Origin of the sequence: Sphingomonas echinoides, from assembly GCF_029623395.1 — a bacterium.
Taxonomy (GTDB): domain Bacteria; phylum Pseudomonadota; class Alphaproteobacteria; order Sphingomonadales; family Sphingomonadaceae; genus Sphingomonas; species Sphingomonas echinoides_A.
The window spans coordinates 163,795-185,555 of record NZ_JAPYKK010000002.1; the positions used below are offsets into that span (position 1 = coordinate 163,795).

The window sequence follows — 21,761 nt, forward strand, 5'->3', positions numbered from 1 at the left end:
GAGCCTATTTCGCCGCCTTGCGGAGCGCCAGGCGCACCAATGCGTCGAGTGTTGCGCCCTTGCCGAGTTCCTCTTCCGCCGCCGCGACAGCGCTGCTTGCTTCGGCGGGGCGGAAACCGAGGTTGAGCAGCGCCGATACCGCATCCGCGCCCGCGCCGACCGGGGCGACCATCCCGCCCCCGCCGCTGCCGAGCGCGATGCCGCCGGTCTTGTCCTTGAGTTCGCGAACGATCCGCTCGGCGAGCTTGGGGCCGACGCCGTTGGCGCGCGCGACCATCGCCTTGTCCTGCGCGGCGATCGCACGGACCAGATCGGTGGGTTCGAGCGCCGACAGGATCGCGAGCGCAACCCGTGCGCCGACACCCTGCACGCCGGTCAGCAGGCGAAACCAGTCGCGTTCCGAGGCACTTGCGAAGCCGACGAGGCGGATGAAATCCTCGGCGACCAGCATTTCGGTGTGGAGCATGACCGGCTCGCCAACCGGGCCGATCGCCGAGAGGGTCCGCGACGATGCCCCGACAAGATAGCCGACCCCGCCGACGTCGATCACCGCATGGTCGAGATCGGTTGCGCTGAGGACGCCGCGCAGGTGCGCGATCATCGCAGAGCCGCGCTTGGCGGGGTCGCACTTGGCGCTGACGTCACGGGAGCTCCCTTCTTGTTCGGCTTGGAGCCGGTACGTACCCGGAACGGCGCAGCACGGGAAAGCGAAATCAGGGGATGCGCCGCGCGCTTGCCATGTGGTGCGCGTGGCAGATCGCGACCGCGAGCGCATCGGCTGCGTCCGCGCCGTCGATCTTCACGCCAGGGAGCAAGCGCGAGACCATCGCGTGGACCTGCGCTTTTTCGGCGTTTCCGACACCGACTACCGCTTTTTTGACCAGGGTTGCGGCATATTCGCCCACGTCGAGACCGACTCTTGCGCCCGCACATAGCACAACGCCGCGCGCCTGACCGAGCTTGAGTGTGCTTTGCGGGTTGGAATTGACGAACACTTCCTCGACCGCACAGGCGTCGGGCTTGTGATCGACGATGAGCGCGGCAAGCATCGCGTCAAGGTGCGCGAGGCGGCGCGGGAGCGGGGCAGCGGTGTCGGTCTTGAGGCGACCGTTGGCGACGTGGCTCAGGCGGTTGCCCTCGGCGCGGATCAGGCCCCAGCCGGTGGTGCCGAGGCCGGGGTCTAGGCCTAGGATCAGCATTTTTGGCTGGGAGAAGAGGGTTTCACGCAAAGGCGCGAAGCCGCGAAGGAAGAAGGCTTTGGGACTGTCATTGGTTTGGCCGGGTCAAGGAAGGGGTTCTCGCACAAAGCCACAAAGCCACAAAGATTGAAGGTAGGGAAGTGATTCAAGAACCGCCCCTTCCCTCGCCGTCTCGAGCATCACCGGGGTTCAATCCTCCGCTTCGCGGAACTGGCGGCAGGAAATACCGGGGCGAGCCCGTCGCGCCGGGAGACATGAACTTCTTCTTTTCGCGGCTTTGCGGCTTTGCGTGATAAATCCTTACTTAGGCCAGTCTCCGTGAGACACTGCCCCACCCCAACCCCTCCCCTGAAGGGGAGGGGCTTTTAGGGAAGGATTAGCCGAGCTTCTCGAGGATCGCGTCGGACACTTCGTAATTGCCCCAGACCGTCTGCACGTCGTCATCGTCGTCGAGAACGTCAATCAGCTTGAACAGCGTTGCCGCATCGTCCTCGCCGACTTCGACCATCGTCTGCGGACGCCACGCGAGCTTGGCGCCCTCGGGCTCGCCGAGCACCGGGGTCAGCGCCGTCACGACTTCGTGGAGCGATTCGTTCGAGGTCCAGATCTCATGACCCTCGTCGCTCGACTGGACGTCCTCGGCACCGGCTTCCAGCGCTGCCTCGAACACCTTCTCGGAATCGCCCGCCGACGCCGGATAGGAAATCAGCCCCATCCGGTCGAACGCATGGCTGACCGAGCCCGACGCGCCGAGATTGCCACCGTTCTTGGCCATGCCGGTGCGGACGTTGGTCGCGGTGCGGTTGCGGTTGTCAGTGAGCGCCTCGATGATCAGCGAGACGCCGCCGGGACCGAAGCCCTCGTAGCGGATTTCCTCGTAATTCTCGGTATCGCCCTTCGATGCCTTGTCGACCGCGCGCTGGATATTGTCCTTGGGCATCGACTGCGCCTTGGCGGCGTTGATCGCCATGCGCAGACGCGGGTTCATGTCCGGATCGGGCAGGCCCATCTTCGCCGCGACGGTGATTTCGCGGCTGAGCTTGGAGAACATGCCCGAGCGCTTCTTATCCTGCGCACCCTTGCGGTACATGATGTTCTTGTATTTGGAATGGCCTGCCATGGGTCTCTCTGCTTTGCCTGCGCGTCATCCCGGCGCCTGGGCCGGGATCCATCCTATCCTGTGCCCCATCGCATACCGTCCGGGGCGAAGTGGATGCTGGAACAAGTCCGGCATGACGGCAAGAGTGTAGGTCGGTCGGCGCTTACGCCAGGCCGAGCGCCTGCTTGTAGGTTTCGAGCAGCATTTCCGCCTCGTCGCGGTGATGCTTTTCCATCTTGCGCAGGCGCACGATGGTGCGGATCGTCTTGACGTCGAACCCGGTCGACTTGGCTTCGCCGTAAACGTCCTTGATGTCGTCCGCGATGCCCTTTTTCTCTTCCTCGAGGCGCTCGATGCGCTCGATGAGAAGGCGTAGCTGGTCGGCGGCGATGGTCTCGCTCATGAAAAGTCCCCTGCAAACAGATCGTGGACCATCCGTCCCGAACAGGGGCCGGGCGGCGTCGGGGCGTATCGGGGGCGCCGCGCTGGATCAGCGGGCACTTTGCGATACGCCGGATCGACACGCTCGGTGGCGGTTCAGGGCGAATGGCGGTGGACGCGGGCCTTACCCATCCGCGGCCCCCGCGTCACCCCCCTGCCCGCCTCCGCTCATGCATTCTTGGCGACGCTGTCCTTCATCCGCTGCAACTGCTCCGGTGTCGCGTCGCCCTGGTGGTGCGTCTTCCACTCGGAATAGGGCATGCCGTAGATCGTCTCGCGCGCCGCATCCTTATCAAGATTGCCGTGCGATGCTTCCTGCACCCAATCCGACAGGCAGTTGCGGCAGAACCCCGCCAGCCCCATCAGATCGACGTTCTGTGCATCGTCGCGGTGGCGCAGGTGGAGCACCAGCCGACGGAAAGCTGCCGCCGCCACCGAATCATCAAGTTGGTTCAAATCGCTCATTCCGCTCGCTCCAAAGGTTGATCGTGCGCAGATAGGGGTTAGAGCGGCACGCGCAACGCCACTCCCCAGGGCAAGGACATTCCATGACAAAGGCCATCAGCCCCCGCGCACGCAAAGTCCGCATTCTCGCGACGCTCGGGCCAGCAAGCAGCACTCCCGAAATGATCGCGACGCTGTTCGAAGCGGGCGCCGACGCGTTCCGCGTCAACATGAGCCACGGCGACCAGCAATCGAAGATCGCGGTGATCCAGGCGATCCGCGCGCTCGAAAAGACCTACAACCGTCCCTCGACCATCCTTGCGGACCTGCAGGGACCAAAGCTGCGCGTCGGCAAGTTCGAAGGCGGGCGGGTCGAACTGGTCACCGGCAGCAGCTTCACGCTCGACCGCGATCCGACACCAGGCGACGCGACCCGCGTCGAACTGCCGCATCGCGAGATCTTCGAGGCGATCGAGCCGGGCGCGCGCCTGCTGCTCGACGACGGCAAGCTCGTGCTGCGCGTGACGAGCCATACGGTCGACACGATCGTGACCGACGTCGTCGTCGGCGGTGCGCTTTCGAACAACAAGGGGCTGAACGTTCCGGACGTCGTGCTGCCGATGGCCGCGCTGACCGAGAAGGATCGCAGCGATCTCGCGTTCGCGGTCGACCAGGGTGTCGACTGGATCGCGCTCAGCTTCGTTCAGCGGCCCGAGGATCTTGCTGAGGCGCGCAAGCTGATCGGCGGCAAGACCGCGCTGCTTGCCAAGATCGAGAAGCCTTCGGCAATCGAGCGGCTCGAGGAAATCGTCGAGGCGTGCGACGGCGTGATGGTCGCGCGCGGCGATCTCGGCGTCGAACTGCCGCCCGAGAGTGTCCCGCCGCTGCAGAAGCGAATCATCGAAGTGTCGCGCCGGCTTGGCCGCCCGGTCGTGGTCGCGACGCAGATGCTCGAATCGATGATCTCCTCGCCTTCGCCGACTCGCGCAGAAGTGTCCGACGTTGCGACCGCGATCTATGACGGCGCGGATGCGATCATGCTCTCGGCGGAAAGTGCCGCCGGCGCATGGCCGAAGGAATCGGTCGCGATGATGAACGCGATCGGCGAGGCGGTCGAGAAGGACCCGACGCACGGCGACCGGATCCACTTCACCGTCATCCATTCGGACCCAACCACCGCCGACGCGCTGTCGGAAGCTGCCAAGAACATTGCGCATACGGTGGATGCGGCAGCGATCATCTGCTTTACCGCCTCGGGCTCGACCGCGCGCCGCGTCGCGCGCGAGCGGCCGGGCGTGCCGCTAATGGTGCTGACCCCCAACATCGAGACTGCGCGGCGTGCCGGCCTCCTTTGGGGCGCCTATGCGGTCCACACCAAGGACGTCGATTCGTTCGAGGCGATGGTGGCCAAGGCCAAGCGCATGGCGCTGCGGCACAAGCTGGCGAAGGCCGGCGACCGCGTGATCATCATCGCGGGTGTACCGTTCAAGACGCCGGGATCGACCAACGTGCTTCACGTGGTGCGGATCGTCGGCGATGAGCTGAAGGATTACGGCTGATTTCGGTAACCCCGGGCCTGTCCCGGGGTTCACCCTCGCGCGCACCTACCTACCGCGCTGGTGCTCCTGCCCAGGCGGGAGCGCGACGCTTCAAATCAATCGAGAATTCCGTGGTTCACCAGATCGGCGCGTAGCGTCTCGGCATCGATGAAGACCAGCGCCGGCATGCCAACGCTCCGCGCGCCGGCGACGTTGTCCTCGCGATCATCGATAAACAGCGCATCCCCCGCCTCCAGCCCGAACCGGTCGAGCGCCAAGCGATAGATTGCGGGATCCGGCTTGGTCAGCAACTCGTCGCCCGACACCACGATGTCGACGAAACGATCGAACAGCGCCGCCTCGCGCTCGCGGAACGGCGGCCAGAACTCGCCCGAGAAGTTGGTGATTGCATACAGCGGCACGCCTGCCGCCTCGATCTCGCGCACAAGCGCGTCCATTCCCGGAAGCATGCCCCCGAGTTGCTCGACGAATCGCGGCCCCCAGGCAGCGATCAGATGGGCATGATCCGGATGCGCAACCGCAAGCTCCGCCGAGGTTTCGGAGAAGGGGCGGCCAGCGTCATGCTGGAAGTGCCAGTCCTTGGTCGCGACATCCCGCAGAAACGCATCGAGCGCCCGATCATCATCGATCAGGCGCTCATAGAGGAACCGCGGGTTCCAGTCGTACAGGACGTTGCCGACGTCGAAAACGACGGCACGCGTCCCGGAACGCATCGGGTGATTAACCCTGACGCGCCTTGAAGCGACGGTTGGTCTTGTTGATGACGTACGTGCGCCCACGACGACGGATCACGCGGTTATCGCGGTGACGACCCTTGAGCGACTTCAGGGAATTGCGGATCTTCATGATCGATTCGCTTTGCAAATTCTGGAATGTGGAAAAGAGGCGCTCGCATATGGGGCACGGGAGGCTTAGTCAAGATCGGGTTGCCGCGGAACCCCAACCGGGCGTCGAAGCGTTACCCATCGCAACAAGATCTCTTAAAGGCGCAAGCGCATGAAAATCGGTTTGGGTTTGGCACTGGCAGCAGCATCCACGCTTGCGGCTTGCGCGACGACGCCCCGCAGCGGTCCGGTGGAAGTCACCCGCTTCCACCTCGGCGCACCGTTAGAAACGGGGTCGATCGCGGTCGAGCCGATGCAGCGCGGAACGGTCGGGCGCTACGGCACCTATGGCTCGAACGTCGGGGTCGAGCCTTCGCCGCAGAACCCGCAACAGCGGATCCCGATCGAGACGGGACTGGAATTTCAGAACTACGCCAACGCAGTGCAGGACGAGGCGCTGCGGCACGGCTTCACTGCAGCGAGCACGCCTGGCGCATCGCAATATCTCGCCGTGGTCGGCTATAGTCGGCAGTTCCGCGAGACCACGCCACAGAGCAGTGGCGTGCAGATCGGTCTTGGCGGCGGCGGTGGCGGCGGCGGCGGGTATCGCGGCGGCGGCATAGGCCTGGGTGGCGGCATTTCGTTCCCGATCGGCCGCCCGAAATATCGCGCGATCGCGCTGACCGACATGCAGGTGCAGATCCGGCGTCGCAGCGACCAGACGATCATCTGGGAAGGCCGCGCGCAGACCAGCGCGGACGACCGCGCGCGCGATGCGCAGCCCGATGCGGTCGCGCGGAAATTGGCGGCAGCGCTGTTCCAGGGGTTCCCCGGCGAATCAGGGCGCACTATCACGGTGAAATGACCGCCCTTAACCACAGCATCGCCATCAACGCCGCGTTCGACAGCGGCAACATCCAGTTGGTCGGGATCGAGTCGGGGGGCAGCCATGCCGCCCGGATCGATCTCAACATCGCGCACGACCGCCAGTCCGATTTTTACCAGTGGTTTCACTTCCGCGTCTCGGGCGTGAAGGGGGCGACCTGCACCTTCCGCATCCTCAACGCCGGGGGCTCGGCCTATCCGTTCGGGTGGCCGGGCTACAAGGTCCGCGTCAGCACTGACCGGATCCATTGGCGGATGATCCCGACGCGCTATGTCGATGGGGTGCTCGAATTCGAGTGGACCGGAACGGGCGACCTCGCCTGGTTCGCCTATTTCCAGCCCTATACGATGGAGCGCCACGACGACCTGGTCGCGCGGATCGCGCTCGCGCCGGGGGTCACGCATCACGAACTCGGCCAGACGCTGGACGGCCGTGCGATCGACTGCCTGCAGATCGGTACGGGGGCCAAGCCCGTGTGGTTCTACGCGCGGCAGCATCCGGGCGAGAGCATGGCCGAATGGTTCATGGAAGGCCTGCTCGAACGGCTGACCGACGCTGGCGACGCGTCGATCGCCACGCTGCTTGAGAAGGCGACCTTCTACTGCGTGCCCAACATGAACCCGGACGGGTCGTTCCGCGGGCATCTGCGCACCAACGCGGCGGGGGTGAACCTCAACCGCGAATGGCTCACCCCGACGCCCGAGAAGAGCCCAGAGGTGCTGTGCGTGCTCGCCGCGATGGACCGCGCCGGCGTGGACTTCGCGATGGACGTGCACGGGGACGAAGCGATCCCGGCGAACTTCTTTGCAGGGTTCGAGGGGATTCCGTCGTGGACCGAGGCACAGGGCGCGAAATACACCGACTTTGGGAAGCGGCTCGAGGCGGTGACGCCCGATTTCCAGACCGCCAAGGGCTATGACAAGGCGGCACCGGGTCGCGCGAACTTGTCGATGTCGACCAACCAGGTGGCGGAGCGGTTCGGGGCGGTGTCGATGACGCTCGAGATGCCGTTCAAGGATCATGATCCCAACCCTGATGCCGAGTTTGGCTGGTCGGGCGAACGGTCGAAGACGCTGGCCCATGCGTGCTTGACGGTGCTTGCGGACATGATCGACACGATTTGAGAGCGAACACTACCGCGGCGCTTGGGCTCAACCTTTGTTGGAGCAATCGGAATGGGTCGGGCCATGTGGATCGCCGTGGCGGCGGTGTTCTCAAGTGGATCGGCGCTCGCGACGACTCCGGCGCCGCGTGCAGTACGGGACGTCATTCAGAACTTGGACCTGACATCTTTCCGCAATTCCGTCGGTCCCCGCCGCCTTCCTGGCAAAACGACCTTCGCGGACTATGACTTCGTGTTGGTCGAGCAAACGCCTGCGGGAGCCCGCCTGCTGCGCACCGATCGGAGCTGGGAGATGAGCTTCATCATCCTGTCCGCCGGTCCGGGGCGCCTGCAGCTCTGTTTCCATGACAATGCGCTGAAGGGCCCGGGTCAGACATTCAGACCCACCTATAACGCGACATCCGCGCTGCTCGTTACCAAGACACCGCATGAAAACTGGAGCGCACGGCAGGTCGCCGGGGGGTTCCCGAAGTGCCGGAACGCCCCCGAGGACCACTGACCGGGATCCCAGGCACCCCCGCGCCTAGGATCGCGCGCGGGCCAGGAAGCGTGCCGCCAGCCAGCGGCGCACCGGCTCGTCGTAGAGCTTCAGGCTGGCATAGGCGACCGCCACGGCGGTCCCGACCAGCACGACGCCCCAGATCGCACCGCGTGCCGGCGGGATGCGGTTGTCGACCACCCAAGCCGTGTAGAGGTAGATCAGCGGATAATGCGTGATATAGAGCGGGAACGACAGGTCGCCGAAGAATCGCGCGATCCGGACGGTGGGTCCGTCGACCGCCTTCTCCCCTGCCCCGATCGCGACGATCAGGGGAAACAGGAGGAGGACGCACAACGCGTCGTAGAGCCCGTTGGTCCAGTCATGCGGTGTCGTGCCCATGCGCGGAAGCGCCAACGCCGCGACCAGCAAGACACTGCAGACGCCGAACGCGTGTCGAGTCTTGATGCGCTTTCCCGACCGCATCAGCAGCATCCCCGCGAGGAACGGGAAGCACAGCCGCGCAAGCCCGATATGCACCCCAGCGACGTCGAGCGACCAGCCGCCGACCAAGTCCCGCCGCGGGCCGAGCAGCGCAACCTCCAGCAACAGCGCCGCGGCCAGCAGCATCAGGACGACCAGCACGCGGCTGGACAGTTTGCGCAGGACGAGCGCGTAGGCGATGTTGGCGATATATTCGTAGAACAGCGACCAGGCCGGCCCGTTGAGCGGGTGGATCTCGTCCCATCCGCGGATGTCGAGTTGCTTGGGAAGCGGCAGCAGCGTGAAGCCAAGCAGCATCACCAGCAGCATCTGCCAAACAGGCGTTCCGGCGATCTTGGGGAACAGCCCCCCGGCTTGCTGGTAGAACAACGCCGCGCCGATGATGCTGCCCAACACGACCATCGGTTGCAGCCGGATCAGGCGGCGCGCGTAGAATTCCCACCGGGTCATGCGGCCCCAGCGATCGTCATAGGCGTAGGCGATCACGAACCCTGACAGCAGGAAGAAGAAATCCACCGCAAGATAGCCGTGGTTGACGATCTGCCGCGTCGGGTCGTTGTCGGCATAGGCCTCGAACGTGTGGAAGATCACGACCATCAACGCCGCAACGCCGCGCAACCCGTCCAGCACGACATAGTGGCTCTTGCCCGGCGCGACGGCCGTCGTCGAAGTCGCTGCCGATGCTGTATCCACTTATAGCCTCCCCGCCGTTTTACCGGGCATCCGGTCCAAGGCGCGGGAAGGCAAGGTGTTTCTACAGGAGCGCCCGTTCCTCTACGTGCTCGCCCCCCTGTAGGTCACAGCAGCCTGGTTCTTGTTCCAGGCGCCGCCTCGGCTTAAAAGCTCGCCCAATCGTCGCCGCTTTTTGCAAGCTTCGCGACGATGGTGGCATTGCCGCCCGAAGCCCGATGATTCGCCGATTTTGGCGCCACCGGCACGAAACTCCGCGGCTTGACTGCGCCGCGCGCGCCGCCATCGATGCTGAACTGCTGCGCCTTCTCGGCGAGATGATTCACTTCGGTGTTCAAGCTGCGGGCTGCGGCCGATGTTTGCTCGACCATGGCGGCATTCTGCTGTGTCGCCTGATCCATCGACGCAACCGCCGCGGAAATCTCGGTTACCGCCAAGGCCTGGGCTCTGTTGTCGCTCGCCATGCTGGTAAGCAGCGTATGCACCTCGCTGACCCCACCACTGATATTGGCCAACGCACCGTCGACCCGTTGAACCATGCTGACGGCCGCTCCGATGTCGGTTTGGGTCGCGGTCAACTGGTCCCGCGCGCGTCCCGCTTCCTCCTCTGCCCGCATCGCAAGCGCCGAGACCAGATCCGCAACCACCGCAAAGCCACGTCCGGAATCCCCCGCCCGTCCAGCTTCGACCGCGGCGTTCATCGCCAGGACGCGCGTCTGGAACGCAATCTTGTCGAGCCCTTCGATGACGCTGTCGATGCCCTTCGCGCTCTCCGAAACACGCGTCATCGCCTGAACCGCCTCGTCGGCAATTCCGCGACCACCCGAGACCGTATTGATCGCGCCATCGGCCCGCTCGAGCGTCAATTGCGCGGAGTCGGCCGTCGCCTTCAAGCGCTGGTCCATTTCTGTGATGGCGGCAGACGTCTCCTCCAGGCTCGCGGCATTCCCTTCCGTGCGGCGAGCCAGATCTTCCGAGGCCTGCGCGATTTCGGATGAACCCGTGCGAATTGCACTGGTCGATTCGATCACCGAGCCGATCAATTCGCGCAAGCTGGCGATCGCCTGATTGAAGTTGGCGCGCAAAGCCGCATAGGCAGGCGGGAATTCGGCTTTGATCTCCACCGCAAGGTCGCCCGTGGCGACGCGGTCCAGATTTTCCGAGATCATGTTCGTCACGAACGCCTGTTCTTCGACCGCCTTCGCGGCAGCTGCGTCCGCGATCTGCTTCGCGCGGGCGTTCTCGCGGAAAACGAGCAAGGCCTTCGCCATCTCTCCGATTTCATCAGCGCGCTCGGTTCCAGCAACGGCAACGTTCGTATCCCCGTCAGCAAGGCGTGTCATCGTTCCCGTCATGCCAACGAGCGGACGGACGATCGCGCGCGCCAGCGACCAGGCCATCAATCCAGCGACGACCACGGCGCCCAACGCGCCAAGCGCCACCGCCATTATCGCATCGTTTTTTGCATCCATCATTTCAACGCGCTGCTGGGCGATGATGGCCTGCTGGCGATCCCGAAGGGCGGCGCTGATCGCACGGACCTTGGGAAGCTGCTTGAGCCCGGAAATTTCCTGAGCACGGCTGCGCGTCGCCGGATCCTGCGCGAGCGTGATCAACTCGGCGAAACGCTTGTTGTTGAGATCGTCGACTTCCGCGCGCAACTCTTTCAGACGATCGCTTTGATCCGCCAACGGATGGCCATTTTCGAAACTCTTCGCAGCAATCTCGAACGCGGCGATATTCTGCCGATATTCGACAAGAAGCTCGTCCCGACCGAGCATCGCGTACCCCCGCAGCGCGTTCTCCTGCTGGATGATCGCGCCCAGCATTGCCTCGCCTTCCTGAGCAAGGTGAATGTTGTTCGCATTGGATTCTGAAATGACCGCGACTTTGGTCAAGCTCACATACGTATAGGCGCCGGACAGGATCACCACGAGGATGACCGCGGCAAATGCCGCAATGAGTTTTCCGGAAAGCTTCAGTTGACCGATTAATGACATGCTTGGTTTCCTTAGAGAACGATTTGGGCGCGTACGGTGACCGTCGTCCCGTGATCAGACCGCGCGTTGGTAAAGGGACGGTCGGGGTCGGGCCGCCACGCCGCCCAGTTCGACACCGCGACCGCGATCTCCGCGCGCGCGGACGAGCGGCGGAAATCGGAGGACCGTGGTATCGTTGAGACGGTTGCCCACGTTCGCCACCGGGCGCAGCGTTCTCCGACCACAGGAGAAGCGTTCGTCAAAACCAACCGTCAACATGAACGAAATGGTGCGACGTCTTGATCGGGTTCCAGTTGCCCCACATCAGAATGGTTCTATCGCCGCTCCGGGAAGCGGAAGCATCCACATCGTGGCCGGTGATCCCATTCTGAGCCGAGGCGACGGCCGCGTATGAGGTTGGTATCTCGATCGCCGACCAAGCCGACGAGGTGTTGACGGCCAACAAGACCCAACAAACGCGTAGTATCGACATTGATCCGTCCGAGCATGTCGCTTGGACGATGTCCTAACGCGCTCCCCTTCATCAATAAGTATAGGATAGGGTTCAGCAGAGATGTTCCTCGGCTCTGCAAACGTTTGCTAAGCGCACGCGTAGGAGAGAGTTTTCACAAGCAAAAACAAGCTGTCAGAGAGACAACGGTAACTGAATATTTATTTATAGGATCTTGCGGGACCACGGTGATGCTCGGGTGACGGATCCCTTCGCGGTATCTCAGAAGCCGCCTTTACGCCGCGAACCGCCGGGCATCGAAGTCGGAGCGAGGCCGCCTCGTCTAAACCGCACGACCGTGCTCGGCCCGAGTTGCCACAACGGTTGATCGAAGCGACCCCAAGCGATAACCCCGGCGCGCAACTGGGTCCCCGGCCGTCCGTCGGGGAAGGAGACCATCGCATATGCCAACGCTCGTCCTGATCCGCCACGGCCAGTCCAGCTGGAACCTCGAGAACCGCTTCACCGGATGGTGGGACATCGACGTGACCGAAAAGGGGATCGAGGAAGCGCGCGCGGCAGGTCGGTTGATGGCGGAGAAGGGGCTCGATTTCGACCAGTGTTTCACCTCGCTGCAGACCCGCGCGATCAAGACGCTCAATCTGGCGCTCGAAGAGATGCACCGGCTGTGGTTGCCGGTGGAGAAGGACTGGCGGCTCAACGAGCGGCATTATGGCGGGCTGACCGGGCTCAACAAGGCGGAGACCGCGGAGAAGCACGGCGAAGCGCAGGTCCATATCTGGCGCCGCAGCTTCGACGTGCCGCCGCCGCCGATGGAAGCGGGCAGCGCCTATGACCTGTCGCAGGACCGCCGCTATGCAGGAACCGATATTCCGGCGACCGAAAGCCTGAAAGACACGATCGCACGCGTCCTGCCCTATTGGGAGGAACGGATCGTGCCGGCGCTGAAGGACGGGCAGCGCGTGTTGATTTCGGCGCACGGCAATTCGCTGCGCGCGCTGGTCAAGCATCTGTCGGGCATTCCGGATGATGAGATCACCACGCTCGAAATTCCCACCGGTCAGCCAATCGTCTACGAACTCGACGATGGCCTGAACGCGACCGACCGGTATTACCTGAACGAACGCTAAGACGAACGACGCCACCCCGAACGGGTTCGGGGTGGCTCTCGCCGGGCCAACCGACGGTTGGAACGCGTCCGTTCGCTCCGTCTCGACTGGCCAATTCGCGCCGTCCCGATAATGTGCCGGGATCCGTTGACAGCAATACAAACGCTACAACAACTGGCTATCACCGCATGCGGAGAGACCTCCCGCACGGCCGAATTACGCGCTACGCCTTTGGCAACCACACGCCAACGCTTCTACTCGCTGTATTCGTCGATATCCCCGCTGGGCGGTTACACTGGTCTGGCACGCGACCTGAAAATCGACGAACCGGACCCAATACCCGGGTCCAGAGCGTTGATAAAACGTGTCTCGCCTAGAATTGTTCCGGGCCCAACGGTCCCCTCGCCCATGGAGACGGTTGCTCTTCATGCGGCCCCCCGCTACCGCCGAGCGATGGAACCCTCGGTCGGCATCATCATGGGCAGCACCTCGGATTGGGAGACGATGCGCCATGCCGCCGATCTCCTGACCGAATTGCAGATTTCGCATGAAGCCAAGGTCGTCTCCGCGCACCGCACCCCCAAGCGGTTGTACGACTATGCCGGAGGCGCGGCGGAGCGCGGGATCAAGGTGATCGTCGCCGGCGCTGGGGGCGCGGCCCATCTGCCCGGCATGGCGGCGGCGCTGACGCATTTACCGGTGCTGGGCGTGCCCGTCGAGAGCAAGGCGCTCAAGGGCGTCGACAGCCTGTATTCGATCGTCCAGATGCCGGCGGGGATCCCGGTCGGCACGCTGGCGATCGGCAAGGCGGGCGCAAAGAATGCGGCGCTGCTCGCCGCCGCGATCCTTGCGCTTTCGGACGCCGAACTGTCTGCGCGATTGCAGGCGTGGCGCGCGGCACAGACCGAAAGCGTCGCGACCGACCCGGAATAATGCGACGCCTCCCGCTGTCCGCATCCGGACTGCGCGACGCCTTCCCGCCTCTCCCCTCCCGAACGGACCTTACGGCATGACCCCCCTTCCCCCCGGATCGACGATCGGCATCCTCGGCGGCGGGCAACTCGGGCGCATGCTCGCGGTGGCGGCGGCGCAACTGGGCTATCATGTCCGCATCCTCGCGCCCGACGAGGAAGCGGTCGCCGCGCAGACCGCATCGAGCTTTACCCGCGCGGATTATCACAGCCGCATCGTGCTCGACGCGTTCGCCGCATCGGCCGATGTGATCACTTATGAGTTCGAGAACATCGCGCTCGATCCGGTCGCGTATCTTGCGGCCAAGGTGCCGGTCCACCCCGCCCCGTCCGCGCTCGGCATCGCGCAGGACCGCGCGGCGGAGAAGGCGTTCGTCGCCGACATCGGCGGGCGGACCGCCCCCTGGGCAAAGGTGGAAACGCTCGAAGAACTCGAGGCGGCGGTGGCGCGGATCGGGACGCCCGCGATCCTCAAGACGCTGCGGATGGGGTATGACGGCAAGGGTCAGGTGCGGATCACCGATCCGGCCGATGTCGCCGCTGCATGGGCGGCGATCGGGCAGCGTCCGGCGATCCTCGAGGGGTTCGTCACGTTCAGCCACGAATTCTCGATCCTGCTGGTACGCCGCGGTGACGGGCAGATGGTGAGCTATCCGCCGCCATGGAACGAGCACAGCGACGGGATCCTCGCGCGGTCGACGCTGCCCGCGCCCGCCGAGATCGCGTCGCAATGGGGCGAGGCGGCGGCGCTGGCCGGGCGGATCGCCGACCGGCTCGATTATGTCGGTGTGCTGGCGTGCGAATTCTTCGCGTCGCCGGATGGCCCGGTGTTCAACGAAATGGCGCCGCGCGTCCATAATTCGGGGCATTGGACGATCGAGGGTGCGGCCTGTTCGCAATTTGAGAACCACATTCGCGCGATCTGCGGCCTGCCGCTGGGCGATACCGCGTTGCGAGCGCCGCGGGTCGAGATGGAAAACCTGATCGGGCATGATGCCGACCGCTGGGCGGAAATCCTGGCGGAACCGGGCGCGCACCTGCACCTGTACGGCAAGGAAACGCGACCCGGGCGCAAGATGGGGCATGTTACCCGGCTGGGGCGGTAGCGCGCGGCGCGGAACCGCTCAGCGCACCTGCTGCGGGTGATGCGGCTGGAGGATGAGCACGCCATCCTCGACGCGCCAGGATTTGAGGCGGGAGAGAAAGTTCATCCCGACGACGTTCATGTCGCCGAAGGCGGGCGACACCACCACCGGCACGTCGCGCGCGACGACGTTGCCGATCCGCAATTCCGCGATGGTCGCGGTCTGCGCCGCGATCGTGCCGTTGGCGGTCTGCATCATCACCGGCACCATCGCATCGCGCGGTTTGATTCCGGCGGCGGCGGCGGTGTCCGCGCTCAGCGCGGTGACGGTCGCGCCGCTGTCGACCAGCATCCGTTTCTCATAATCGCCGATCCTGACGCGCACCCAGAAATGCCCGTCGGGGGACATGCGGACATGCGTTTCGCCGCCGACCGCCTGTTGCTGCCCCATCTGGAACCGCTGCGCCATCCGCGCGAACATCGGGTCGAATTGCGCGCGCTCGGACAGGATCACCAGCACCAGCACGATCGCCCCCGCGGTCAACCCGAACGACAGCAATCGACCGATGAACGGCACGCGCCGCGCTATCAACATCACCACAACCACGGCGGCGATCAACAGGTACAGCGACGTATGACCGCCGAGGTCGGGAACAGCACTCACGATCGCAAGATAAGGCGCCGGCAGGTGATTAAAAGACTGGTCGCTCACGCTCGCCGGACACCGGGCGCACATTCCGTCTCGTCGGGCAGCAACCTGGGGCCCTTCGCCGCGGTTTCATGCTCCCACACAATCCCTTGATCCGGACACGCGGGGGGTAGGCCCACCGCGTGTCCGCGGATCACCGCGCGATGCCGCCCGCTGCCAGCACCGCCAGCGTCACCAGTTCGCTCGCGGTCGAGGTCATCGGCGCGATCTGGACCGACTTCTCCATACCGACCAGCATCGGCCCGATCACCGCGTCGCCGCCAAGTTCGCGCAGCAGCTTAGCCGAGATGTTGGCGGACTGTAGGCCCGGCATGATCAGCACGTTGGCCGGCCCCGACAGGCGCGCGAACGGGTAGTTGGCAAGCTGCTTGGGGTTGAGCGCGACGTCGGGGGCCATTTCGCCCTCATATTCGAACCCGACCTGCCGCCCGTCGAGCACGCCGACCGCAGCGCGGATGTTCTCGAGCCAATTGCCCTCGGGGTTACCGAAGGTCGAATAGCTGAGGAACGCGACCCGCGGCTCATGCCCCATGCGGCGGGCGACCAGCGCGGTCTGTTCGGCGATGTCGGCGAGTTCCTCGGCGGACGGCCGCTCGTTGATCGTCGTATCCGCCATGAACACGGTATGGCTCTGCCCGACCATCAGGTGGATCCCGAACGGGATACGCCCCTCGGCCGGATCGATCACGCGGCGGATCTCGCGCATCGTGTGCGCATAGGTGCGCGTGATGCCGGTGATCATCGCATCCGCTTCACCGAGCTGGAGCAGCACCGCGCCGAAGATGTTGCGATCCTGGTTGATCATCCGCTCGCAATCGCGGCGCAGATACCCGCGCCGCTGGAGCCGCTGGTACAGGAAATCGACCATGCGCGGGACGAGCGGCGAGTTGCGGCTGTTATGCAATTCGTAGCTGTCGGGATCGGCGACGCCGAGCGACCGCAGCCGGTCCGGCACGTCGTCACGCCCGACCAGCACCGGCGTGCCGTAACCGCCGTCCTTGAATGCGATCGCCGCGCGCAGCACGACTTCCTCTTCGCCCTCGGCGAACAACACGCGCTTGGGGTGCGCCTTCGCGCCCTCATAGGCGAGCGTCAGCACCGAGGTGGTCGGGTTGAGCCGCGCCTTCAACTTCTCGCGGTAGGCGTCGAGGTCGAGGATCGGCTTGGTCGCAACACCCGAATCCATCGCCGCCTTGGCGACCGCGACCGGGATGATCTCCATCAGCCGCGGATCGAACGGCGTCGGGATGATATATTCGGGGCCGAAGGTGTGGTGGACGCCGTAAGCCAGCGCGACCTCCTCGGGCACCTGCTGCCGCGCGAGCGCCGCCAGCGCGCGCGCGGCGGCGATCTTCATCTCGTCGTTGATCGTCGTCGCGCGCACGTCGAGCGCGCCGCGGAAGATGAACGGGAAGCACAGGACGTTGTTGACCTGATTGGGGAAATCCGAGCGCCCGGTGGCGATGATCGCATCGGGCCGCGCCGCTTTTGCTTCGGGCGGCGTGATCTCGGGGGTGGGATTGGCCATCGCGAAAATGATCGGCTTGGGCGCCATCTTCATCAGCTCGTGCGCTGGCAGCGCACCCGCCGCCGAAACCCCGATGAAGACGTCGGCACCGTCGAGCGCTTCGGCGCGCGTCCGCTTGGTCGTGTTGACGGCATGCGCCGACTGCCACTGGTTGATGTCGTCGCGACCCTGGTAGATCACCCCACCCAGGTCGATCATCGTCAGATGGTCGCTCGGCAGGCCCATCGTCTTGATCAGCTCGGCGCAGGCGATTGCGGCGGCACCCGCGCCGTTCATCACGACCTTGGTGGTCTTGATGTCGCGCCCGGTGAGGAACAGCGCGTTGATCAGGCCCGCCGCGCAGATGATCGCGGTGCCGTGCTGGTCGTCGTGGAACACCGGGATGTTCATCTTCGCGCGCAGCGACTGCTCGATGATAAAGCATTCGGGCGACTTGATATCTTCGAGGTTGATCCCGCCGAAGCTCGGCTCCATCAGCTCGATCGCGTCGATCAGCCGGTCGGGGTCCTCGGTCTTCAACTCGATGTCGATCGCGTCGACGTCGGCGAAGCGTTTGAAAAGGACCGCTTTGCCCTCCATCACCGGCTTGGATGCGAGCGCGCCGAGATTGCCGAGGCCGAGGATCGCGGTCCCGTTGGAGATGACCGCGACGAGATTGCCTTTGGCCGTATAATCATAGGCGCAGGAAGGATCGGCGGCGATCGCCAGTACCGGGACGGCCACGCCGGGGGAATAGGCCAGAGCGAGATCGCGCTGCGTTGCCATGGGCTTAGACGCGATGATCTCGATCTTGCCGGGGCGTCCTTCCGAGTGGAACAACAGCGCCTCGCGCTCGGAAAACTGGACGTTGGATTCTTTGGACATGAGGCGCGCACTCCTGGATGCGCTTGCCTTAAGCAGACTTTGCCCGAATGGGAACGCCCCTAGTCGTCGCTACGACCGCCGAACGCCGCAGAATAGCACCGGATTGCGTCGATCCTGTGCCCACCCAACGCCGGAATGCTGCAGAATGCGTCGGGTGGCGTCACGAAGACGACGTTGCTTTCGCTTTTGTGTCCGGCATTGTCCCGGCGAGGAAAGATGGAGCAAATCTGTAAAAGACCGATGCGGATGATAGCGGGGGCGCTGCGTGTAGGACATGGGGGTGAATCGGACCTCCCGGCGGCAAGGCAGCGAAGGGGGGACCACATGATTTTGAGCGAGCGGGAGAAGGAGGCACTGCGGCTGCTTCTGGTGGGGCACGATGCCAAGTCGATTGCCAACCTGCTCGGGCTGTCGTTGCATACCGTCAATGACCGACTGCGGGATGCGCGGCGCAAGATGGGCGCGACGAGCAGCCGCGAAGCGGCGAGACGCCTTGCCGCAACCGAGCCGGGGGCTCCCGATATCTTCGGGGCCAAGGAAATCGGGGGTGCTGAGGCCGCGGTTCCGGCGCCAGGGACCGAGGCGCCCGCACCACGCCGATCATCGGGATACGGCATTGCGTGGCTTACCGGAGGAATGCTCATCATGTCGCTTCTCATCGCAGCGGTTGCTCTCTCGATGATGGCCGGGACCGACCGCGCCGGACCGCCATCCCCGCGGAATGCCGCGACGACCCTCCAGAAGCCTGCCGAAACGAAGGCCGCGTCGATCGCGCGCGCCTGGCTCGAACTGGTCGATACGGGTCAGTGGGAGTCCAGCTGGAACGCCGCGGGCATCCTGTTCCAGACCAACCTTCCCACGGCGCAATGGACCGCGACGATCCAGTCCGTCCGGCAACCGCTGGGGCGGGTGTCGTCGCGCGTCCTGCAAAGCGCGGTGGAGACGAAGACGCTGCCGGGCGTGCCGGACGGCGACTATCAGGTCCTTCAGTTCAAGACGCGCTTCGCGACCAAGCCCGAGGCGGTCGAAACCGTCATCCTCGCGCGCGAACAGGCCGGCTTGCGCGTTGCCGGCTACTTCATTCGCTGATTGGGTAGCCCGCCAGACCATCGGGCAGCATCTGCCCGATGACGGGCGGGGGAATCTTCGCTACCCAGCGGCGATGCCATCCGCTTCCCCCGCCCCTGCCCCGACTGCCGCCGCTCCCACGCCGATGATGGCGCAATATCTCGCGCTCAAGGCGGAGGCGGCGGATTGCCTGCTGTTCTACCGGATGGGCGATTTCTTCGAACTGTTCTTCGACGATGCCAAGATCGCCGCCGCTTGCCTCGACATCGCGCTGACCGCGCGCGGCGAGCATCACGGCGTGCCGATCCCGATGTGCGGCGTGCCGGTCCATGCCGCCGACGGCTATCTCGCGCGGCTGATCAAGGCGGGGCACCGCGTCGCGATCGCCGAGCAGACCGAAAGCCCCGCCGAGGCCAAGAAGCGCAGCGGCAAGACGCTGGTTTCGCGCGCGATCGTGCGGGTCGTCACCGCGGGCACGTTGACCGAGGAAGCGTTGCTCGACGCGCGCAGCGCCAATTGGTGCGTCGCGATCGGCGAGGCGGGCGGCGCGGTGGCGATCGCCGCCGCCGATATCTCGACCGGGCGGTTCGAGCTGATCGCATGCGATACCGCCGGAATCACCGCCGAACTCGCGCGGCTTGGCCCCGCCGAGACGATCACGTCCGATGCGAGCGATTTTGCCGAGCTGGCGACGATGCAGCGCCCGCGTGCGGAGTTCGACAGCGCGCGCGGCGAGGCGCGGCTGAAGGCGCTCTACGCGGTCGCGACGCTCGACGGGTTCGGGCAGTTCGACCGTGCGGCGCTGTCGGCGGCGGGCGGGCTGGTCGCCTATCTCGACCATACCGCCAAGGGCGCGATGCCGTTCCTCCGCCCGCCCCGGCTTGGCGCGAGCGCGCAGCATATGGCGATCGACGCGGCGACGCGCGAAAGCTTGGAACTGACCCAGACCACCACCGGTGCGCGCAAGGGCAGCCTGCTCGATTCGATCGACCGGACCGTGACCGCGGCGGGCGCGCGCTTGCTCGGTGCGGATATCGGCGCGCCGTTGATGGCACGCGGACCGATCGAGGCGCGGCTCGATTTGGTCGCCTTGCTGAGCAATGACGGGGGATTGCGGGAGTCGCTGCGGGGGACGCTGCGGAGCATGGCGGATATCGGGCGCGCGCTCGGGCGGCTTGCGGCGGGGCGGGGTTCCCCGCGCGATCTTGGGCAGTTGCGCGACGGGCTCGATGGCGCGTGGCGGCTTGGCGAGCGGCTCGACGGGATTGCCACGCCGCCTGCGCTGCTGACCGACCTCGCGCCCCGCCTGCGCGGACATGGTGCGCTGATCGACCTGCTGACGCGCGCGCTGGTCCCATCCCCGCCGATCGATGCATCGGACGGCGGCTATATCGCGGCAGGCTATGACGCCGCGCTCGATGACCTGCGCGATGCGGGCGCGGGCGGACGGCGCGCGATCGCCGCGCTCGAGGCGGATTTCCGCGCGCGGACTGGGGTGGCGCAGCTCAAGATCCGGCATAACGGCGTGCTTGGTTATCATATCGAAGTCCCCGCGCGGTCTGCGGACGGGCTGATGAAGCCCGACAGCGGGTTCATCCACCGCCAGACGATGGCGGGTGCGGTGCGCTTCAATGCGCCCGAACTCCACGAGGTCGCGGCAAAGGTGACGCAGGCGGGCGCGCATGCGTTGGCTGCCGAGGCGGCGCATCTCGAGGATCTGGTCGCCGCCGCGCTCGACCGGCGCGAGGCGATTGCTGCCACAGCGGACGCGCTCGCGCGGCTCGACGTTGCTGCAGCGCTGGCTGAGCGTGGGTGCGAAGGCGGCTGGGCGCGGCCCGAGCTGGTCGACCACGCCTGTTTCGACATCGTCGGCGGGCGGCACCCGGTGGTCGAGGATGCGCTGGCGAAACGCGGCGAACGCTTCGTCGCGAACGACTGCCGCCTGTCGGAGGATTCGCGGCTGTGGCTCGTCACCGGGCCGAACATGGGCGGCAAGTCGACCTTCCTGCGCCAGAACGCCGCGATCGCGGTGCTGGCGCAGGCGGGGAGCTTCGTTCCCGCGACTGCCGCGACGCTCGGGCTGGTCGATCGGCTGTTCAGCCGGGTCGGCGCGTCGGACAATCTCGCGCGCGGTCGCTCGACCTTCATGGTCGAGATGGTCGAGACCGCCGCGATCCTTGCGCAGGCGACTCCGCGCAGCTTCGTGATCCTGGACGAGGTCGGGCGCGGCACCTCCACCTATGACGGGCTCGCGATCGCCTGGGCGGTGGTCGAGGCGATCCATGACGACAATCGCTGCCGCTGCCTGTTCGCAACGCATTATCACGAGCTGACGCGGCTGGCGGAACGGTGCGAGGCGCTGACGCTCCACCATGTCCGTGCGCGCGAATGGAAGGGCGAGCTGGTGCTGTTGCACGAGGTGTCCGAGGGGCCGGCGGATCGGTCCTACGGGCTGGCGGTGGCGCGGCTCGCGGGGTTGCCGCCGGTGACGATCGCACGCGCCAAGGCGGTGCTGGCGAAGCTGGAGGCGGGGCGCGCCAAGACCGGTGGGCTGGCGGCGGGGCTGGATGACCTGCCGCTGTTCGCCGCAGCGATCGAGGCGGAGGAAGAGGAATGCGACGCGATCCGCGCCGAGGTGGAGGCGCTGGATGTGGACGCGCTGACGCCGCGCGAGGCGTTGGAGACGCTGTACCGGTTGAAGGGGCTGGCGCGGGGGTAGGGTTTTCGGAC

Annotated in this window: 20 protein-coding genes; 9 read left to right on the top strand and 11 right to left on the bottom strand. The window is 65.4% G+C overall.

Annotated elements, in window-relative coordinates:
- Nucleotides 1-4 precede the first annotated feature (4 nt).
- The 5 genes from ruvA to QBJ92_RS02530 all read right to left on the bottom strand — a co-directional run bounded on the left by ruvA (nt 5) and on the right by QBJ92_RS02530 (nt 3,204).
- Entirely contained in the window at nt 5-601 is a 597-nt protein-coding gene (gene ruvA / locus QBJ92_RS02510) for a Holliday junction branch migration protein RuvA (RefSeq protein WP_277968112.1), read from the bottom strand.
- A 112-nt stretch (nt 602-713) separates the two neighbouring features.
- Nucleotides 714-1,199 carry a crossover junction endodeoxyribonuclease RuvC gene (gene ruvC, locus QBJ92_RS02515; RefSeq protein ID WP_277968113.1) on the bottom strand — a complete coding sequence of 162 codons (486 nt, stop codon included), beginning with the start codon at nt 1,197-1,199 and terminating at the stop codon, nt 714-716.
- Nucleotides 1,200-1,575: 376 nt separating this feature from the next.
- The gene (locus QBJ92_RS02520) at nt 1,576-2,319 is read right to left on the bottom strand and encodes a YebC/PmpR family DNA-binding transcriptional regulator (RefSeq protein ID WP_277968114.1); all 744 of its coding nucleotides are present in this window, start codon (nt 2,317-2,319) and stop codon (nt 1,576-1,578) included.
- 142 nt (nt 2,320-2,461) lie between these two features.
- Nucleotides 2,462-2,701: a DUF2312 domain-containing protein gene (locus tag QBJ92_RS02525; RefSeq protein ID WP_010160912.1), complete on the bottom strand. Its 240-nt coding sequence runs from the start codon at nt 2,699-2,701 to the stop codon at nt 2,462-2,464.
- A 206-nt stretch (nt 2,702-2,907) separates the two neighbouring features.
- Nucleotides 2,908-3,204 carry a DUF1244 domain-containing protein gene (locus QBJ92_RS02530; RefSeq protein ID WP_277968115.1) on the bottom strand — a complete coding sequence of 99 codons (297 nt, stop codon included), beginning with the start codon at nt 3,202-3,204 and terminating at the stop codon, nt 2,908-2,910.
- An 83-nt stretch (nt 3,205-3,287) separates the two neighbouring features.
- Here QBJ92_RS02530 and pyk point away from each other — a divergent pair, with 83 nt between their 5' ends.
- Complete coding sequence (gene pyk, locus QBJ92_RS02535; RefSeq protein ID WP_277968116.1) at nt 3,288-4,742, top strand: pyruvate kinase; 1,455 nt, start codon at nt 3,288-3,290, stop codon at nt 4,740-4,742.
- Between the two features lie 95 nt (nt 4,743-4,837).
- Here pyk and QBJ92_RS02540 read toward each other — a convergent pair whose 3' ends face one another.
- Both QBJ92_RS02540 and ykgO read right to left on the bottom strand, forming a co-directional pair.
- The gene (locus QBJ92_RS02540; protein ID WP_277968117.1) at nt 4,838-5,455 is read right to left on the bottom strand and encodes an HAD family hydrolase; all 618 of its coding nucleotides are present in this window, start codon (nt 5,453-5,455) and stop codon (nt 4,838-4,840) included.
- Nucleotides 5,456-5,462: 7 nt separating this feature from the next.
- Nucleotides 5,463-5,588, bottom strand: coding sequence for a type B 50S ribosomal protein L36 (ykgO, locus tag QBJ92_RS02545; protein WP_004210176.1), 126 nt, complete (start codon nt 5,586-5,588; stop codon nt 5,463-5,465).
- A gap of 150 nt (nt 5,589-5,738) precedes the next feature.
- Between ykgO and QBJ92_RS02550 the strand changes: the two genes are divergently transcribed.
- The 3 genes from QBJ92_RS02550 (at nt 5,739) to QBJ92_RS02560 (ending at nt 8,074) form a co-directional block, all read left to right on the top strand.
- The gene (locus QBJ92_RS02550) at nt 5,739-6,431 is read left to right on the top strand and encodes a DUF4136 domain-containing protein (protein WP_277968118.1); all 693 of its coding nucleotides are present in this window, start codon (nt 5,739-5,741) and stop codon (nt 6,429-6,431) included.
- The gene (locus QBJ92_RS02555; protein WP_277968119.1) at nt 6,428-7,576 is read left to right on the top strand and encodes a M14 family metallopeptidase; all 1,149 of its coding nucleotides are present in this window, start codon (nt 6,428-6,430) and stop codon (nt 7,574-7,576) included. The genes QBJ92_RS02550 and QBJ92_RS02555 overlap by 4 nt, the downstream gene beginning before the upstream one ends.
- A 63-nt stretch (nt 7,577-7,639) precedes the next feature.
- Nucleotides 7,640-8,074 (top strand): hypothetical protein, encoded by a 435-nt coding sequence (locus QBJ92_RS02560; RefSeq protein WP_277968120.1) that lies wholly within the window; start codon nt 7,640-7,642, stop codon nt 8,072-8,074.
- A gap of 24 nt (nt 8,075-8,098) precedes the next feature.
- On the opposite strand, the gene QBJ92_RS02565 is transcribed toward QBJ92_RS02560, so the two are convergent.
- The gene (locus tag QBJ92_RS02565; RefSeq protein ID WP_277968121.1) at nt 8,099-9,250 is read right to left on the bottom strand and encodes an acyltransferase family protein; all 1,152 of its coding nucleotides are present in this window, start codon (nt 9,248-9,250) and stop codon (nt 8,099-8,101) included.
- Between the two features lie 143 nt (nt 9,251-9,393).
- Nucleotides 9,394-11,247, bottom strand: a complete 1,854-nt coding sequence (locus QBJ92_RS02570) for a methyl-accepting chemotaxis protein (RefSeq protein WP_277968122.1) — start codon at nt 11,245-11,247, stop codon at nt 9,394-9,396.
- A gap of 894 nt (nt 11,248-12,141) precedes the next feature.
- Between QBJ92_RS02570 and gpmA the strand changes: the two genes are divergently transcribed.
- From gpmA to QBJ92_RS02585, 3 genes are all read left to right on the top strand, one after another.
- Nucleotides 12,142-12,828, top strand: coding sequence for a 2,3-diphosphoglycerate-dependent phosphoglycerate mutase (gene gpmA, locus QBJ92_RS02575; protein ID WP_277968123.1), 687 nt, complete (start codon nt 12,142-12,144; stop codon nt 12,826-12,828).
- 432 nt (nt 12,829-13,260) lie between these two features.
- Nucleotides 13,261-13,740: a 5-(carboxyamino)imidazole ribonucleotide mutase gene (gene purE / locus QBJ92_RS02580; RefSeq protein WP_277968142.1), complete on the top strand. Its 480-nt coding sequence runs from the start codon at nt 13,261-13,263 to the stop codon at nt 13,738-13,740.
- Between the two features lie 76 nt (nt 13,741-13,816).
- A complete protein-coding gene (locus tag QBJ92_RS02585) occupies nt 13,817-14,884 on the top strand; it encodes a 5-(carboxyamino)imidazole ribonucleotide synthase (RefSeq protein ID WP_277968124.1) in 1,068 nt (355 codons plus the stop codon).
- A gap of 18 nt (nt 14,885-14,902) precedes the next feature.
- On the opposite strand, the gene QBJ92_RS02590 is transcribed toward QBJ92_RS02585, so the two are convergent.
- Together QBJ92_RS02590 and QBJ92_RS02595 are read right to left on the bottom strand one after the other, a co-directional pair.
- Nucleotides 14,903-15,526 (bottom strand): retropepsin-like aspartic protease family protein, encoded by a 624-nt coding sequence (locus tag QBJ92_RS02590; RefSeq protein WP_277968143.1) that lies wholly within the window; start codon nt 15,524-15,526, stop codon nt 14,903-14,905.
- A 178-nt stretch (nt 15,527-15,704) separates the two neighbouring features.
- A complete protein-coding gene (locus tag QBJ92_RS02595) occupies nt 15,705-17,963 on the bottom strand; it encodes an NADP-dependent malic enzyme (protein ID WP_277968125.1) in 2,259 nt (752 codons plus the stop codon).
- A gap of 324 nt (nt 17,964-18,287) precedes the next feature.
- On the opposite strand from QBJ92_RS02595, the gene QBJ92_RS02600 reads away from it, so the two are divergent.
- Together QBJ92_RS02600 and mutS are read left to right on the top strand one after the other, a co-directional pair.
- On the top strand, nt 18,288-19,052 hold the full coding sequence (locus tag QBJ92_RS02600) for a helix-turn-helix domain-containing protein (protein ID WP_277968126.1): 765 nt from the start codon (nt 18,288-18,290) through the stop codon (nt 19,050-19,052).
- A gap of 124 nt (nt 19,053-19,176) precedes the next feature.
- Nucleotides 19,177-21,750: a DNA mismatch repair protein MutS gene (gene mutS / locus QBJ92_RS02605; protein ID WP_277968144.1), complete on the top strand. Its 2,574-nt coding sequence runs from the start codon at nt 19,177-19,179 to the stop codon at nt 21,748-21,750.
- Nucleotides 21,751-21,761: the final 11 nt, after the last annotated feature.